This window comes from Acidiferrobacter sp. (genome assembly GCF_054609335.1).
The window spans coordinates 1-15,385 of sequence record NZ_JBTRWP010000059.1 but is presented as its reverse complement, the minus strand read 5'-3'; the positions used below and the strand labels follow the sequence as shown (position 1 = coordinate 15,385).

Genomic DNA, 15,385 nt, shown 5'->3' with positions numbered 1-15,385 from the left:
ACTATACGAACCCGTTCCATGTTGGATATTATAGCGCCATGAACGCTACCCTGCAAACCGGTAAGACCCGCTGGACCCACTACCAAATCGCCTATCATTTCGTGTGGATACCGAAGTATCGGCGCAAGATCCTTACGGGTCCAGTGGAGGAGGCCTGCAAGAGGTTTATTGAAGAGTATTGCCTCTAGCACGGGTTCGTCTTGCTGGCCCTGGAAACAGACGTTGATCATGTGCATTGTTTCGTTTCCGCGAAGCCGAGATGGGCGCCGGCTACCATCGTTGGCCTACTGAAAGGCTATACGTCGAGGAAATTGCGGGAGCAGTTTCCACAACTCAAAAAGGTATGTGGCCGTGAGCAGCTTTGGACGCAAGCCTATTATGTAGGCACAGCGGGAAGTGTGTCCGCTGAGGTTGTTCGTCGATACATACAGGAGTGTCAGGGCCAATAGGCACTCTCATCCCAATCCCCTAAAGGGGATGGGAATTCCCGCGCCATTCTTTAAGCAACTTTCTGGGCGCCGCGGTGCTCGCGCGCTTCTTCGACACCGTGGGGCGCCGCCCCATGATCACGGCCACCTACGGCCTGTCGGGGCTATTGATGATCGGCGCAGCGTGGCTCTTTCGCATCGACGCCCTCACTGCGGTGTCGCAAACATTGGCTTGGGCCGCCATCTTCTTCCTGGCGTCGGCCGGCGCGAGTGCCGCCTATCTCACGGTGAGCGAGGCGTTTCCGCTGGAAATCCGCGCGCGGGCCATCGCACTCTTCTACGCCCTCGGCACCGCCACAGGTGGCGTCTTGGCCCCCACCCTGTTTGCGATCCTGATCGCCTCGGGCGCCCGCACCGAGGTGTTCTGGGGCTATTGTCTGGCCGCGATCCTTATGCTGCTGGCGGCAGCCGCCGAGATCGCCTGGGGTTTTGCTGGCGAAGGCCGCTCGCTTGAGGCGCTCGCCACCCCATTGAGCCTCGAGGCGTCCCGGCCCGTGTCGCAAAGGCCCCCTCGAAACGCCTGATCCCTCCCGGGATTTTCCCATGGTCAGATCCCAAACCTGCCGCAACCGACAGCTACTAGGCGCGCGCATTTGCGTTATTTCTCTCGCCCCCAAACGAAGGAAAGCGTCATGGCTGCCCTCCCTCTCTTCCGTGAAGCCGGATACACGATCCGTATCGTCGAAACTGACGAGGAACACGATCAGGCGTTCCGCTTGCGACACGCCGTCTATTGCGAACAGCTGGGCTGGGTGCCCGCTTGCCCGGATGGCCGCGAGCGTGATCGTTATGACCCGGGGTCAACGACCTTGGGCGTCTTCGCGGATCATGGACAGCTCCTTGGGCTTGTGCGCCTCATCCCACCCGAACGCCCGTTCATGCTCGAGGGTGATTTTCGCGCCCTCTTGCGCCCGGGATATCGTCTCCCCAAAGGCCGAGGCACGGCCGAGGTCACACGCCTCACCACCCTTCCGTGCGGCATGCGGCCCTCGGGCGCCGCACCGATCGCAAACCTGCTCTACAAGGCCATCTATCGCTGGTCACGCGCCTGCGGTGTGCGTTTTCTTTATATCGTTGTCGAGACCCGATTCCTCGAGCACCTGCGCCATCGCGGCGTCCCTTGCGTGGCCCTCGGTCCGCCCTCTCGTTTTGGTGCAGGTCCGCCGGTGGTCGCAGCCCTACTCGATCGCGCACTCTTCGAGCGCCTAGCCTGCGCGCGCCCCACGCCGTTTTGCGAGTGGCTTAAGGGGGGTGGTCCAATATCCCGCACTGCGCGGCCTTCGCGATCGCGTGCACACGATTTCGCGCGTTTAGCTTCTCCATCGCGTTGCCGAGATGAAACATGACTGTGCGCTCGCTGATACCCACGATGCGGCCGATCTCCCAGGTGGTCTTGCCGAAACCAGCCCAGTACAGCGTCTGGCGTTCACGCCGTGTCAGGCTCTTCTCGGGCTCACCGGGCGTGACCGCCATGAGCCTGCCCAAAAAATCGTGAAACGCGGGGGCGAGGCATTCGATCACCGTGCGGTGTCGGGCGGCACGCTCAAGATCACCTCCCCAGAAAGACAGGTGGCTCCGAAAGCCTCGCACCCCGCCCACGCCCGCCGTCATGCCCTCGCGCAGATCGAACGCCATGCAAGCGTCCACGAACGAGTGCTCGTCCGCCGATCGCGCCCTTGTAAAGGCCCGCGACCAGAGCTGAATACCGTTTCCAGACTGGTCGCCTCGAAGCACCGGGTCCACCCGGTCGTAGCGGCGCTCGCGATAGAGGGCAAGCCACTCCGGCGGGTATCCGAAGTTCAAGAGCTGATGCACGCCGCACATTTCACCGTTGACATCCCATCGCGCCAGCACCCATACGGCGCCGCGGAGAGGCAGGAGCGCTTCAAGCGACCGAAAGAGCGCAGTGGCCCCTTCGATGCTCTTTGTCTTCGCCGTCGCATGAGACAACTCTGCGAGGTTCAAAAGATCCGCCCTCGACAGACACGCGAGTCTTTTACGCATATTCGGAAGCCCTACTCTGGTCTTTCCCCAGGCCGCTCGGCGGATCCATGCGGCGGTGGCATTTACATTATCACCAGCCCAAACACCGGGCAAGTCCAGGGCTTCCATGAATCCAACGCGATTTATATTTAGTCCAATTCCATTATTGGACAAGCCACGCACGAATCCCTGACACGACCCTCAGAAGTCCGCGTCCAGAACGATGCGGTAGCGCGCCTTCCCGGAACGCAAATGCGCAAACGCCTCGTTGACACGACTCATGGGGAAGTGCTCGACCAGAGGAGCAATATCGTGTCGTTCGGAAAAGCTCAACATATGCTTAATGGTGCTGATGCGCCCAAGCGGCGATCCCGACACCGACTTTTGTCCCGAAATGAGACCAAACGCAGGGATGGCCAGGGGCTCCAGAACCGCACCCACGAAATGGAGACGGCCGCGTGGTGCGAGCGTCGAGAGGAAGCGCGACCAATCCAGGGCTGCGTTCGTGGTCACCATGAGAAGGTCCAGGGATCCGGCGAGATCGGCTATCGCGCGCTCGTCGCGGCTGCCGACAACCCGATGGGCACCCATCGCCTCCAGATCCCCGGCCTTGCCAGCATGCGAGGTGAAGGCCGTCACATCGCAACCCCAGGCGCGCAAGTATTTGAGGGCCAGATGTCCAAGCCCGCCAATCCCCACCACGCCTACGCGCTCGACCGGCCGCACATCGAATTCCATCAACGGACTGAACACCGTGATCCCGCCGCAGAAGAGTGGCCCGCTCGAGGCGGATGCCAAGGCTTGAGGCAAGGGGATGGCCCATGCCCAATGACAGCGCACCCGTTCGGCGAAGCCGCCGTGGCGTCCCACGATCGTAGCCTCGGTCTGCGGACAAAGATGGAAATCCCCCCGCAGGCATTGGCTACAGTGCATACAGCTACGCGCAAACCAACCAAGACCCACGCGCTGGCCGTCAATGAGACCTCGGACCTCACGACCGCGCGCCACGATCTGGCCTATCACCTCGTGACCGGGCACCAAGGGATAGACCGAGCGCCCCCACTCGTTTTCCCACATAGAAAGATCCGAGTGGCAGAGGCCGCAGTGCTCGACATGGATCTCCACCTCATCAGCCTTGAGTGGTCCTGGATCAAAGGAGTAGCGTTCAAACGGCTGGGCAGGCCCGGAGGCCGCCCATGCTTTGATCGGTTCCGACATACCATCCTCCTGGCCCTCTTTTATGGCCTTCGACTTGCCCGAAGCGGCGCCCCGCGCGCCTTTCCATCGGCCTTCCGGGACATACGATAAGCGCCCCACCCGGGGTCGGCAAGCGGCCTTCGGACATCACGCGGCGCGGCGGCCCACCCGCTCTCCTTGCCACCGCTGATTCCTGCTACACTGGGCAGGACTCACCATTCACCTTAAACCATCGCTATGCACAATCCCTACGGATCCTGCTCTCGGAAAGATCGGCCCCATGGCACAGGTAACACCCTGCGCCAACTCGCGCTTTTCTGTGTCGTCTTGGGGACATTGGCCGCGGCCAGCCCACCGGCAGCGGCCAGCATCGATCGTGATGCGCGCCACGTGGGCCACAGCTTAGGCACCGCTGCGCGCGAGGTCGGCCATAAGGCCAAGCATGTCGGGCTTGCGATCGGGCATGCCGCCAAAAAGGCCGGCCTTGAAGTCGGGCACGCCGCCAAGGCCGGAGGGCTCGCCTTCTGGCATGCGGTAAAGGGCCACCACCACTGAGAACCGCAGAGACGGATCCCCGCGGTCGCCAAGGGGCGGTCGACGGACTGAGGCCTCATCCAACAGGCACAGACCACCCGTGTGCCCACACCCGTCTCCTCTCTGGAGGCGACCGGTCGCGTGATCGCTCCCCCATGGGATCCTTCAGAGCATTTTCATGCGTCGAAGAGAGTCGCCACGCGGAGCGCGCCGCCTTCGGGATAAGCCCACGATAAGGTTTCGGATCTGCCGTTGCAAAGCGCGCGCAGGAGCGGCAGACAACGCGCCGCTGGGTTCCCAAGACGCAAGGCCTCAAGTACCGGTGAGGCCATGCAGGACGCGCCCTCGCCTGTGGCCGGCCCCCACTCCCAGGAAAGTGTGGCGCATGATCCAGCGGGCGCATCCATAGACAACGCGAACGCCACCGCAAACGGCGCCGACACTTTGCGCACTTGGGCTAGCGCCGCGGGCGGCGGGAGATCATAGGCGATCAAAAGACACGGCCGACCGGGGGCCACAGTCGTCAGGGCCTCGAGCAGCCCCGCAGCAAAACTATCGTCATAGGCCGAGAGGCTCGTCGTGGCCGCCCGCGAGCCGGTCGCGATCCCCCAATAACCACCGGCGGCGTTATGGACCGAATTGTGGAACAGCGTCGGCGACAGGGCGATCGGAGCCGTGGCCAAAGCCCGGCAGTTCTTGTCCAGGATCTCCAGATCCCCGCTCCCTGAGCTCAACACCGTCGTCACGCCTGCGGCCTCCCAGCCCGCCGAGCGCAGGGCCTGGCGGCCGACGTCCAAGACATAACGGGCCGTCGTTGGACAGCGGCGCGCCTCATTGGCGGAAAGCCCCTCGACCAGCGGGGCACGCACCGCGCCCCCTTGATAGCTTTCTTCAGCGGTGAGCGCCCTGCGACAGGCCTCGGCGTCCGGCAAGCCCGGCCCCAGAACGCCAAAACCGGCTATAGAGACCGTCATGAGCGCCACTCGAGCGCGAGACTGCAATTGCTCCCCCCAAAACCGAAGGTATTGACCAGGGCGCGCCGAATGACCCCGGGCCTGCCAGCTAACAGCAGATCCGAATGGAACGTGGGATCGCGGGCCTCGGTATTGGCCGTGCCCGGCATGAAGCAAGCCTCCATGCCCTGACCCACGAAGGCGACCCCACACACGCCAGCGGCCCCCAGGGTATGCCCGATCGCGCCCTTGGTGGACCCGGCGGGGACGCCCGCAAGCCCCAGTCGCGCGAGTCCCTGGTCCTCGGCCGCATCATTGTGCGGCGTCCCCGTGCCATGCAGATGGACATAATCGACGTCCTCGGGGGCCCAGCCGGCGTCTTGCAGAGCGGCGCCTATGGCCTCACGGGCCCCGAGCGCCTCGGGGTGGGGTGCGGTCATGTGATAAGCATCGGAGCTCTCGCCGGCCCCCACCAAATGGAGACCGCCCCGCGCACCAAAAAGCGTGGGCGGCCCCACCAAGGCAAAACCGGCCGCCTCGCCGACACCGATGCCATCACGATGGGCGCTGAAGGGGCGCGGATGACCGCGCGACAAGAGTCCCAACGAATGAAAGCCGTAGAGTGTGGTGTCACAGAGGCTATCGACGCCCCCTACGACCACCGCCCGGCAGGTCCCCGAAGCCACGAGACGCGCCGCCGCGACAAAGGCCTTGGCGCTCGAAGAGCAGGCCGTCGACACCACGAGTGCGGGCCCCTGAGCACCGAGAGAACGGCGCACGAAATCCGCGCATGAAAAGACATTGTGGGTCTCGCGGTAAGGGAAGTCGGCGGCGAGTACCCCGTCTCGGGCAAAGGCCGCCGAACGATAAGCGGCCTCGGTCGTGGCGATGCCCGACGTACTCGTACCGATCACAACCCCTACACGCCCCGCGCCCACGTCGCGGATCACAGCCGCCACTGCATCCTTGAAACCGTCGGTCTCGAGCGCAAGCTCCGCCAGGCGGTTATTGCGGCAATCGTAACGCGCTAACCGCTCCGCTATGACTACGTCCTCGAGGCCTGACACGCGGCCAAGCGCGCACGGAAAGCCATCGGCGAGCGCATACGAAGACAGCGCCGAACGGCCACCCGTAAGTCCCGCGCGATTCGCCGCGAGGCCCTGGCCAAAGGCGCTCGTCAAGGTATAACGGTGTACAGCGATATCCATCCCCATCATGCCCCTTCGGCGGTACGCCCGCGCCCGGAAGACCAAGCGGCGGTAAAGATCAGCGCAAGTAATGCGCCCACACTCACAGTCAGCCCAACCTGGCGCAACATGGCAACCGACGCAAACGCCATGACGCCAAAGCCCGTTATGGTCGTGGCCGCGCAAATCCAGGGCGCGAGTGGTCGCCGGTTTGTGATCAGACCGTGGTCGCCGAGAAACAAGGCATAGCCCATGCCCAGGCCCGCAATGAGCAACAAAGCCACGAGATTCAAGAGCGTGAGCCCCGGGCCCGTCAACACCACTATCGCGCAGGTCGTGAGGATCGCCGCCGCCATAGGCAAGACGAGCCGCAAGGCCTCCCGCGCCGACCGCAATCCGATGGCGATGACCAACGCCATGAGCAAGGCCGCCACGATCGAGTGCTTCAAAAGCGCCGCGCGATAGCGCCCCATGAGGGCGCCTACGACCCGCTTAACCACCACGAAGTGTGCGCCTTCGACATGGCTTGCCCGGATCATTGCATGCACCCTACGGGGATTATGCACGCCCGAGAGACGCACGAAGGCCACCACGTGGCCATGCACGCGCACGAGCAGGCCTTTCAGCCGCGCGCGCACGGGTGCCGGCAAGTCCTCGGGCCGCAAAAGAGGTTCGTGCCGTGCCTGCTGAACCGCCGCCAGGAACGGTCGGAACGCGCGGGCGCGAAACGGCATGTGGGCGGCGGCCGCGCGCAGTCGCCGCTGCAAAACCGCGGCGGTCGGCAAGGCCTGCTGGCGACGGCGTTGGGTGGCTAAGGTCGGCAGATAGCCTGCCGCCAGTTGGTAACTCGCGACCATCCCGCGCTTACGGAGTTTCTCCAGAACCGGCATGAGTGCGGCGCTGCGCGCCAGAGCCTGCTGGGTGTTGTCCGCGCTCACAACCACAAGTGACGACAGACCAGGCACACCGAACTCGCCCGCCATACGGCCCGTACGCGCCATTAGGGCATGGGGGGCCGGGCTCAAGGCCGACAGATGATCGTCCCATACGCCCGAGCCCCGATAGGCGAGTACCCCGAGCCCCCCAAGCGCCACCACCGCGCTTGCCCAGCGCGCGCGCCGCAGCCCGCTCATCGCGCGCGATGCCCGCCGATCCCAAACACTGAGGTCGGCCGTCGGCCGCCAGGCCGGCATCATGAAAGGCAGAAGGTAGCGCGCGGCAAGTGCGGAAGCGACAAGGCCCGCGCAGGCGAAGACGCCGAGCTGCACGAGACCTGCGAGCCGCGAGACAATCATGGTCGAGAAACCGATCACCATGGCGATCATGGCAAGCCCCAGGGCGCGCGCCACGCGCCGAGCGGCCGCCTCCGCACCTTCACTCGGCCCCATGTGCAGCAACACATAGGTGGGGTAATCCATCGCCACACCGATCAGCATCGTCCCAAAGCCCAAAGTGGTGATCGCCAGGCGTGGGAACGCGAGCGCGGTAACGGCCATCGCCACCATGGCGCCGCTCGTAAGCGGCACGAGGCTCGCCACCATGGGCGGCGCCGAACGATAGACGAAGAACAAGATCCCCGCGACCAGGAAGAGATCGATCATGGTCAGGACCTTGGCGCTCGCGGCGACCCGATCATTGGCCGCCACCGTCACGACTCCGGTCCCGGCCATCGTCAGGGTAAGCGGCGTGCCTCGAGCGACTTGCGTGAACGCCGCGTGAATCAGGTGCAAGGCGCGTCGTTGGGGCGTGACCGAGAATCCCGAGCGATGCGTCTCCATGAGCAGGAGGGCCGAACGACCGTCGCGCGACTCCCATTCCCCATGACGCGACCGCGGACCACCGCCCCCCATCCAGGGCCGGGCGGCGGCCATGAGCGCGCCTGTGGGGTCTGCCATGATCTCGCCTGAAGTGAGGCCCGCCGGCGACTCGAGGATGGCCAGATCACGCTGCAAGTCCACACGCAAAGCACCCACGGTCCACGCTGTGCGCGGCGCCAGGAGATAGCGATAGCGAGACAGAAATCCCTCCACATCGCGCGCCGCCCCCCGCCCACCATTAGCGACCAGGGCGAACACCGCCTTGTGCGGGCGCAGAAGCCCCACGAGGGCGCGGGAGGCCCTGAGACGCTGGACGGCGCTCCCGCCGCTGACCGCCGCCATCAAGACGCGCGAGGCCTCGCCCTTATGCAGACCCTGCACGAGCGCCCGCTGCACGGTATTTCCGGAAGTCGGCAGGAACGCGGTCAGACTCCCGCCGAAGCGGCCAGTCTTCACGATGACGACCGCCAGGCCCGCCATCACGGCAAGCCACGCAAGCGTGAGCCCCAAGGCCAAGGCTTTGGCGTTCACCGCAGGATGCGCATGTCCGACGTATCGCCGTTCGGCGCCCGCGTCTCGATCTCCACAAGCGCCGCGCCCCGGCCGCTGATCGCGACACTCGAGAGTGCCTGCTTGAGCGAGGCAAGCCGCGGTGTCAGAAGCAGATGCCAGGCCTTGCGATCCCCCGTGAGATGCGTCGTAAAGTCATGCGCCAAGAGCGCGTAATTGCCGCTCAGCAGACCCTCGAATCCCGACACGATCGCCACCACTCCGGGGTAGCGGGTGACCGGTACTCCGCGCCGCGCACCGTTAACGAACAAGCGATTGCCGACGATGCGATAAACGGCCTTTCGGGGCGCACTTTGCGTCATGATGAGCGTTGCGGGCTTGATGTATTGCAGGGTGCCATGGGCGCGGACGGGGCGCCGGAGGCTTGCCAGATGATTGGTCTCGGTAAATCGAACCTTACCGTTCACCCCGCGCGCCAACATCTTGAGGAGCGTCGGAACGTTCCATGGGCGCTCGTGGGCCCACACGGTCGTCGCGACCATCACCAGGAGTAGGCCTCCGAGGCGAGCCGCTATCTGGGACTTGCCAAAAGTCATAAAAGTTGAACCAGTTGTCAGGTGCTGCGCGACAGTACGCCTGAAGGGTCTCCACATACCGCTCCCCAAGTCGTCGCATCCACTCGCCCCGCAAAGCGGCCTCCGGCGCGGGGCCACACAGCGGCTCGAATACCAACTCGTAGCGGCAAGCGCCCGTGGCGGCGCCGCGGTAGAGTGCGGTGAAGAAGAATACCGGTACCTGGAGGGTCGCCGCAAGCCGCAAAGGACCGAGTGGAAAACGGGCCACGCGGCCGAGGAATTCGGCCTCATAAGTCGGTTCACCCCCCAAAGGCCTGTCGCCCATGAGACCCACGAGCCCCCCTTCCGCCAATATCTCCTTGACCCGCAAAAGAGACGCCGCCCCCCCGAGCGCCAGAATCGAGTCTTGCGCGCCAGGGTCCAAGGCCCCCAAGGTCTCATTCAGCTTGCGCGACACGCCGACGTTCATGATGACCTGGACCTTGAGCTCCGGCCGCAGCGACGCGGCCGCGCGCGCCGCCTCGAAGCTCCCCAAATGGGCGCCGATCAAGACCGCGCCCCGGCCCTGGTCAAGGTAGGGGCTTACGGCGTCGAAACCGCGGATCTCATAGGGCGGCGCATCAGGGTGACGCGCCAGCAGATAGGCGCGATCCAGGACCGTCCGCGCGAAGGTAAGGTAGTGGGCAAACAAGGTGCGTAGCGAGGGCCGGCGCCCCTCCAGGGCCACATAGTACCGACGCAAGCCAACACGCCCCTCCCGGAGGAAGCAAAAAAAATAGGCGGTGATAGGCCAGAGGAGCGCCCTGCCCGTTCGCCGACCAAGCGCAAGCACCAGGGTGCGGGCGATACGCATACCCAAGCCACTGCCCCGCTCACGCTTCTCAAACCACGCCTGGGCCATCACCGCCCCTCAAACCACGCCTTCCCGGAAAGCCCGGGGCCGGAACCCGTTTATGCCCGACGCGCCTTGATAGCGGCTGTCAGCGCCCTAAGTGACGCGAAAATCGTCCCGTTTTCCGGATCGTCCGAACGCATTTGGATACCATAATGCTGCGAGATCGCAAGCGCGATCTCCAGCATGTCGATCGAATCAAGCCCCAGCCCCTCCCGAAAAAGCGGGGCCTCCGGATCAATGGAGACCGGATCGAGCGCCAAATTCAGACTGCTGACAAGCAACTGCGCAATCTCGCGCTCAAAGTCGGTTTGCTCACTCTTCACGCAACGTACCCTCGCAAAAACTCCCACAAAATCTGCAACCATACCCACAACGCCCACGCTGCACCCGCGTGCGCTTCACGCGCGGCTGGGCGAGCGGATGAACACCCACACGACCGCGACTCCCACCATCAAGGTATTGGAAGCCTTCATCAAGGGGCTCGACGCGAACGCCGCGCCGCGGTAATTCCGATAGCGTCCGAAAACCGAGAAATCAAAAGACCCTACGCGGCGGCTCACGGCCGCCGTCAAGCGCATGCCCGCATATCCGCCGGGTGCTGCATACGCCGGCCGGCCGATCACCGCCTCGTCCGCCGGGACCCCAAAGAAATAGCCGTTGACCCCGCGGCTGCGAAAAACGGGGCCAAAGCTTACCACAATGGGCCATGTGCGCCCCCGGATGGTGCGCCACTCCAGGAAGGCCGATGCACTGCTCCCGACCGGCGCGAGCCGCAGACCTGGGTCGATCGCCCATCGGTAGCGGACCCGAGCCCCAAGCCAAGCCCGCCCCCCGCGCCGCCATGCCAACCGGTATAGGACATCGGGCCCCAAGGCGAAGGTCGGTGCGAGCGCCGGCATGCCGGCACGCGCATCGGGCGTGCCGGCCGCGTCCGGGGGCGAACCGTTGGCGCCGATACCCACACTGAGCGGCGAATGGCGACCCCAATGGGCACGCAGATGCTCGTGGTGGAGATGCCATCTCGGCGATTCATATTCCCAGTACGGGTAGGGATAGGCGAACACGCGTTCGCTGTCCGACCCGGGATAGGTAGGGGCGAGAAATACCGCGACCCCGAGCCCCCCGCGGTAGTGGGACTGCCGGGCGGCCGCCGCGCTGATCGCGAACGCGCCCAAAACGGCATAGGCAAGACGCACGCCCCTCTTAGGGCCCGGTCCGCCCCCAAAAACCTTCACCATCCCCCCTCCTCAGGCGTCGTTCTCGCCGATCGCCCCAACCCTATCTTGGCGCCCCTTGGTCTCAGACGCCAGCGGTCACGACAGCCTCGATCTCAATCAATAACTCGCTCCGACAGATATCGCCCGTGAGAACCAGCACCGGGGCGCAGGCCCAAGGACCCGGCAAGGCCGGCAAGGGCCCCGCGCCGCGCACATAGACCTTGGTCGCCACCACGCGCCGATCCTCTCCCAGATCAGCGCTCGCCACCACAAGATCGAGGTTGGCGAAAGCTTCACGCATCTGTGCCTCCATGTTCCCCGCGGCACAACTCTCGTGCCCCACGATGGCGGCCGTGCCCGAGATCCACAACCACTGCTGCCCCTCACTTACCACCTTCATCGCACGCACAAAGTCGGGCGGGCGCGGGCCGTACGTCTTCGGATACTGGTAAGCGGCAACCTGTCGTGGGTTTTCGATAGCCACACCCGGCGCTCGTCGCGCCAGCATGTACACCGTAAGGTGTCCCGCGTGCGTCCCGATACAGGTCGCGGCCGGGCGTATCCCGCCTCGCGCCAGATGGCTCCCAAGGGCATGATGGCGTCCGCGATTGAATTGCCGGTAGCGCTCGAGACCTTCCTCCACCCCATGGATGGCGGGGAAATACTGCCAGGCCCGAATCAGGCAACCGTAGCCTTCCTCGCCGGCCACCTGCAGGAGACGTTCGTAGGCCAAGATTGCGGCGGCCTCGATCGCGCCCGAGGCATCCACTGCTATCGCCGCAAACAACCACTCGCCATCGTGCGCATAACGCACATCGTGGCGCGCACCACGCTTGACCATGCCCCCTGTGATGACCTCACACACAGGCGCCCCGTGAGGGCTCAGCGCCACCCCCAGATAGGGCGCCTGCCCGCACCAGGCGCGCCCGGGCTCTGCGGCGCCGTATGCCACCACCCCAAGCACATCGCGCCGGCTCTCGATCTCGCTCAGCCGCTCGGCTGGATGATAAAATATCCGCATAACCCGTTTATTCGAATAGGGGGCGCAAGACGCCCCGGCCGCCACAGCCGCAACCGACGACCTTTGCGTCCCCGGCGGCTTCGACGCAATGACCGCCCTCCGTCCCCACCGCTTTACCTTGCCGGCCGATCGGAATGCGTGTACTTTCTCGCCAATGCCGTACCCGCGCGACCGACATGCCCTGAGCCGAAGACATGATGCGCCCGACGCGCGCTAGCGTCGTGCTCCGGCAAGACCCGCTGTAGGTCGTCCCGCGATCATGCATAAGGCTTGTTCCTCCTCACATTTTAGACCCGAGCCACGGCAGGATCGCGCGCGTCCCCCCTCGCCTTGCGCGTGCATGCCCAACGCCCTGAGGCCTGGTGGGATCCGATAATGGCACGGATCGACGCACGCGACGTCTTTCAGATGGTCAATATCCTAGACGGCATCGTGACCGTCGTCGCCAGTACGCATGCCATGCCGATGGCGCCAACCTTAGGTGCGGTCGCCGCCAGCCAAGCCGCGCTGGCCGCCGCCTGCCTCTGCCCACGCTGCTCGTTCGTGGGTCCCACGATCACAAGCGCGCCCACCGCGGAGGCGCAGGTCGCCCTTACCTTCGACGACGGTCCGAACGAGGCTCTCACCCCGCGGATCCTCGACATCCTGGCCCGGTATGGCGCCAAAGCCAGCTTCTTTTGTATTGGCGCCCGGGCGCGACAGTGGCCAGGCCTCGTGCGCCGCGCGGCCATGGCCGGGCATAGTATAGAAAACCACAGCTGGCGCCATAGCCCGCGCTTCGCGCTCCTCGGATCCCACAAGCTCGCGCGCGAGATCGATGACACCCAAGACCTGCTCGCCGATCTCTGCGATCGGCCACCGGCCTATTTCCGGGCGCCTGCCGGCTTTCGTAACCCGTGGCTTGCCCCGCTGCTCGCAGAACGCGCACTCCGATACGCCGCTTGGTCACACCGCGGATTCGACACCCTAGACCCTGTACCTGCCAGAATCTTGCGACGCGTTACACATCACATCCAGCCAGGTGCCATCCTGCTCCTGCATGACGGCCGCAACGCGCGCGACCGGCAGGGCCGGCCGGTCATAGATACGGTCCTGCCCTCCCTACTCCAGAGGCTCGCGGCCCGCGGGCTGCGGGCAGTCGATCTGCCCACACTCCTTGGAAACACCGCACCCGTAGAGCGTCTGTCAATGCGCAGCCGCGCGTGACGGTGTCGCCCCGCGGGTTTTCAGATAATCCTCGTAGCCGCCACCAAAGCTCGTGATCCGCCCGTCGCGCAGCTCCAGAATCTCGGTCGCAAGCGACGACACAAACTCGCGGTCGTGGCTTGCGAAGATAAGGGTGCCGGGGTAATGCACCAAGGCCAGATTTAAGGCCTCGATGGACTCCATATCCAGATGATTGGTGGGCTCGTCCAATATCAAGACATTCGGCGAACGCAGCATGAGCTTGCCGAAAATCATGCGGGCGCGCTCGCCCCCCGACAACACGCGTACCGATTTCTCGCTCTCCTCGCGAGAAAAAAGCAAGCGCCCGAGCACCGCGCGTATCGCCTGTTCGTCGTGGCTCGTGGACCCCCACTGGCTCATCCAAGCAAGCAAGGTGAGATCCTCGGCAAAATCGTCCCCGTGGTCCTGCGCGCAATAACCGACACGCGCGGCCTCCGCCCACTGAATCTCCCCTTGGCGCGGACTGAGCTCCCCGGCGAGCGTACGCAGAAGCGTGGTCTTCCCCGCCCCGTTCGCGCCGATCACACCGATACGAGCCCCGGCGGTCACGTAGAGATCGAGATCCCGCCAGAGGATCTCATCATAGCCCTGCGCCATGCCGCGTATCTCGAGCGCCTGGCGATAGAGCTTTTTTTCCATATCGAATCGGATATAAGGGCTCACGCGGCTCGAGGGTTTAATTTCATCGAGCTTGATCTTGTCGATCTGCCGGGCCCGCGAGGTGGCCTGCTTGGCCTTGGAGGCATTCGCCGAAAAGCGGCTCACAAAGGCCTGTAGACCAGCGATCTGGGCTTTCTTCTTGGCGTTATCGGCGAGCCGTCGTTCGCGCACCTCGGTAGCGGCGATCATATATTCGTCGTAATTGCCGGGAAATATTCGCACCTCACCATAATCCAGGTCGGCAATGTGCGTGCATACTTGGTTCAGAAAATGGCGGTCATGCGAAATGATCACCATGGTGCTGCGCCGATCGACCAAGAGATCCTCGAGCCATCGGATCGTATGAATGTCCAGATGGTTGGTAGGCTCATCGAGGAGCAGTATGTCCGGATCCGGAAACAAGGCCTGCGCCAGGAGCACGCGCAGCTTCCACCCGGGCGCGACCGCGCTCATAGGCCCGGCGTGCTGGGCAACCGGCACCCCAAGCCCGGTCAGGAGCTCGGCGGCCCGCGACTCGGCCGTATAGCCATCGCGCGCGGCGAAGTCGGCCTCGAGTTCCGCGACCCGCATCCCATCCTCTTCACTCAAAGACGGGAGCGCATAGAGCCGGTCCCGCTCGGACTTCAGGCGCCAGAGCTCCGCGTCCCCCATAATGACCGTATCCAAGACCGTATTGGACTCGAAGGCGAACTGGTCTTGGCGGAGCTTACCGACACGCTTGTCGGCCTCCCACAAGACGACCCCGGAGGTGGGCTCGATGTCGCGGCCCAGAATCTTCATAAAGGTCGACTTGCCGGAACCGTTGGCCCCTATGAGGCCATAGCGGTGCCCGGAACCGAACTTGACGGTAACGTTCTCAAAAAGGGGCGCGGCCCCGAACTGCATGGTGAGCTGAGCGGTTGAAAGCACGAGAGTCCTGCCGGGAAAGGGTCTTCAAGAATGTGCGCACACAAAGCGGGGCATCGTACCGCAAAGACCCGCGCACGTCACCCGCCAGCCTCTTCCAATACGAAATGATACTGAAGGGAGGGCCTGTTTCTAACATGAAATGATACTGAACCCGACCCGGTTCCTGTTCATGATGAGGGATGAAAACCATCATGAATGACGCGCATATCAAG

Annotated in this window: 15 protein-coding genes and 1 pseudogene; 5 read left to right on the top strand and 11 right to left on the bottom strand. The window is 64.3% G+C overall.

The window, feature by feature from the left end:
• Nucleotides 1-38 precede the first annotated feature (38 nt).
• The 3 genes and pseudogenes from tnpA (at nt 39) to ACYCTF_RS12435 (ending at nt 1,834) form a co-directional block, all read left to right on the top strand.
• Nucleotides 39-449, top strand: a pseudogene (gene tnpA, locus ACYCTF_RS12445) (IS200/IS605 family transposase).
• A gap of 74 nt (nt 450-523) precedes the next feature.
• On the top strand, nt 524-1,012 hold the full coding sequence (locus ACYCTF_RS12440; RefSeq protein WP_461284213.1) for a hypothetical protein: 489 nt from the start codon (nt 524-526) through the stop codon (nt 1,010-1,012).
• A 108-nt stretch (nt 1,013-1,120) separates the two neighbouring features.
• Nucleotides 1,121-1,834, top strand: coding sequence for an acyl-homoserine-lactone synthase (locus ACYCTF_RS12435; RefSeq protein ID WP_461279373.1), 714 nt, complete (start codon nt 1,121-1,123; stop codon nt 1,832-1,834).
• Here the strand turns inward: ACYCTF_RS12435 and ACYCTF_RS12430 are convergent.
• The gene (locus ACYCTF_RS12430) at nt 1,731-2,492 is read right to left on the bottom strand and encodes a LuxR C-terminal-related transcriptional regulator (protein ID WP_461284212.1); all 762 of its coding nucleotides are present in this window, start codon (nt 2,490-2,492) and stop codon (nt 1,731-1,733) included. The two genes, ACYCTF_RS12435 and ACYCTF_RS12430, sit on opposite strands and share 104 nt — an antisense overlap.
• A gap of 180 nt (nt 2,493-2,672) precedes the next feature.
• Nucleotides 2,673-3,689, bottom strand: coding sequence for an NADPH-dependent aldehyde reductase Ahr (ahr, locus tag ACYCTF_RS12425; RefSeq protein WP_461284211.1), 1,017 nt, complete (start codon nt 3,687-3,689; stop codon nt 2,673-2,675).
• 216 nt (nt 3,690-3,905) lie between these two features.
• On the opposite strand from ahr, the gene ACYCTF_RS12420 reads away from it, so the two are divergent.
• Complete coding sequence (locus ACYCTF_RS12420) at nt 3,906-4,223, top strand: hypothetical protein (protein WP_461284210.1); 318 nt, start codon at nt 3,906-3,908, stop codon at nt 4,221-4,223.
• 155 nt (nt 4,224-4,378) lie between these two features.
• Here ACYCTF_RS12420 and ACYCTF_RS12415 read toward each other — a convergent pair whose 3' ends face one another.
• From ACYCTF_RS12415 to ACYCTF_RS12380, 8 genes are all read right to left on the bottom strand, one after another.
• Nucleotides 4,379-5,176, bottom strand: coding sequence for a beta-ketoacyl synthase chain length factor (locus ACYCTF_RS12415; protein ID WP_461284209.1), 798 nt, complete (start codon nt 5,174-5,176; stop codon nt 4,379-4,381).
• Nucleotides 5,173-6,363, bottom strand: coding sequence for a beta-ketoacyl-ACP synthase (locus tag ACYCTF_RS12410; protein ID WP_461284208.1), 1,191 nt, complete (start codon nt 6,361-6,363; stop codon nt 5,173-5,175). Before ACYCTF_RS12410 ends, ACYCTF_RS12415 begins: the two co-directional genes overlap by 4 nt.
• Before the next feature lie 5 nt (nt 6,364-6,368).
• Entirely contained in the window at nt 6,369-8,690 is a 2,322-nt protein-coding gene (locus tag ACYCTF_RS12405; RefSeq protein ID WP_461284207.1) for an MMPL family transporter, read from the bottom strand.
• Complete coding sequence (locus ACYCTF_RS12400; RefSeq protein ID WP_461284206.1) at nt 8,687-9,136, bottom strand: LolA-related protein; 450 nt, start codon at nt 9,134-9,136, stop codon at nt 8,687-8,689. The genes ACYCTF_RS12405 and ACYCTF_RS12400 overlap by 4 nt, the downstream gene beginning before the upstream one ends.
• On the bottom strand, nt 9,126-10,145 hold the full coding sequence (locus tag ACYCTF_RS12395; RefSeq protein WP_461284205.1) for an LpxL/LpxP family acyltransferase: 1,020 nt from the start codon (nt 10,143-10,145) through the stop codon (nt 9,126-9,128). Before ACYCTF_RS12395 ends, ACYCTF_RS12400 begins: the two co-directional genes overlap by 11 nt.
• Nucleotides 10,146-10,195: 50 nt before the next feature.
• Nucleotides 10,196-10,462: a phosphopantetheine-binding protein gene (locus ACYCTF_RS12390; RefSeq protein WP_461284204.1), complete on the bottom strand. Its 267-nt coding sequence runs from the start codon at nt 10,460-10,462 to the stop codon at nt 10,196-10,198.
• 75 nt (nt 10,463-10,537) lie between these two features.
• Complete coding sequence (locus ACYCTF_RS12385; protein WP_461284203.1) at nt 10,538-11,377, bottom strand: MipA/OmpV family protein; 840 nt, start codon at nt 11,375-11,377, stop codon at nt 10,538-10,540.
• Between the two features lie 61 nt (nt 11,378-11,438).
• Complete coding sequence (locus tag ACYCTF_RS12380) at nt 11,439-12,377, bottom strand: chorismate transformation enzyme, FkbO/Hyg5 family (protein WP_461284202.1); 939 nt, start codon at nt 12,375-12,377, stop codon at nt 11,439-11,441.
• 375 nt (nt 12,378-12,752) lie between these two features.
• Here ACYCTF_RS12380 and ACYCTF_RS12375 point away from each other — a divergent pair, with 375 nt between their 5' ends.
• Nucleotides 12,753-13,583, top strand: a complete 831-nt coding sequence (locus tag ACYCTF_RS12375) for a polysaccharide deacetylase family protein (protein ID WP_461284201.1) — start codon at nt 12,753-12,755, stop codon at nt 13,581-13,583.
• Here ACYCTF_RS12375 and ACYCTF_RS12370 read toward each other — a convergent pair.
• Nucleotides 13,563-15,173 carry an ABC-F family ATPase gene (locus tag ACYCTF_RS12370; RefSeq protein WP_461284200.1) on the bottom strand — a complete coding sequence of 537 codons (1,611 nt, stop codon included), beginning with the start codon at nt 15,171-15,173 and terminating at the stop codon, nt 13,563-13,565. The genes ACYCTF_RS12375 and ACYCTF_RS12370 overlap by 21 nt on opposite strands.
• Between the last annotated feature and the right edge of the window lie 212 nt (nt 15,174-15,385).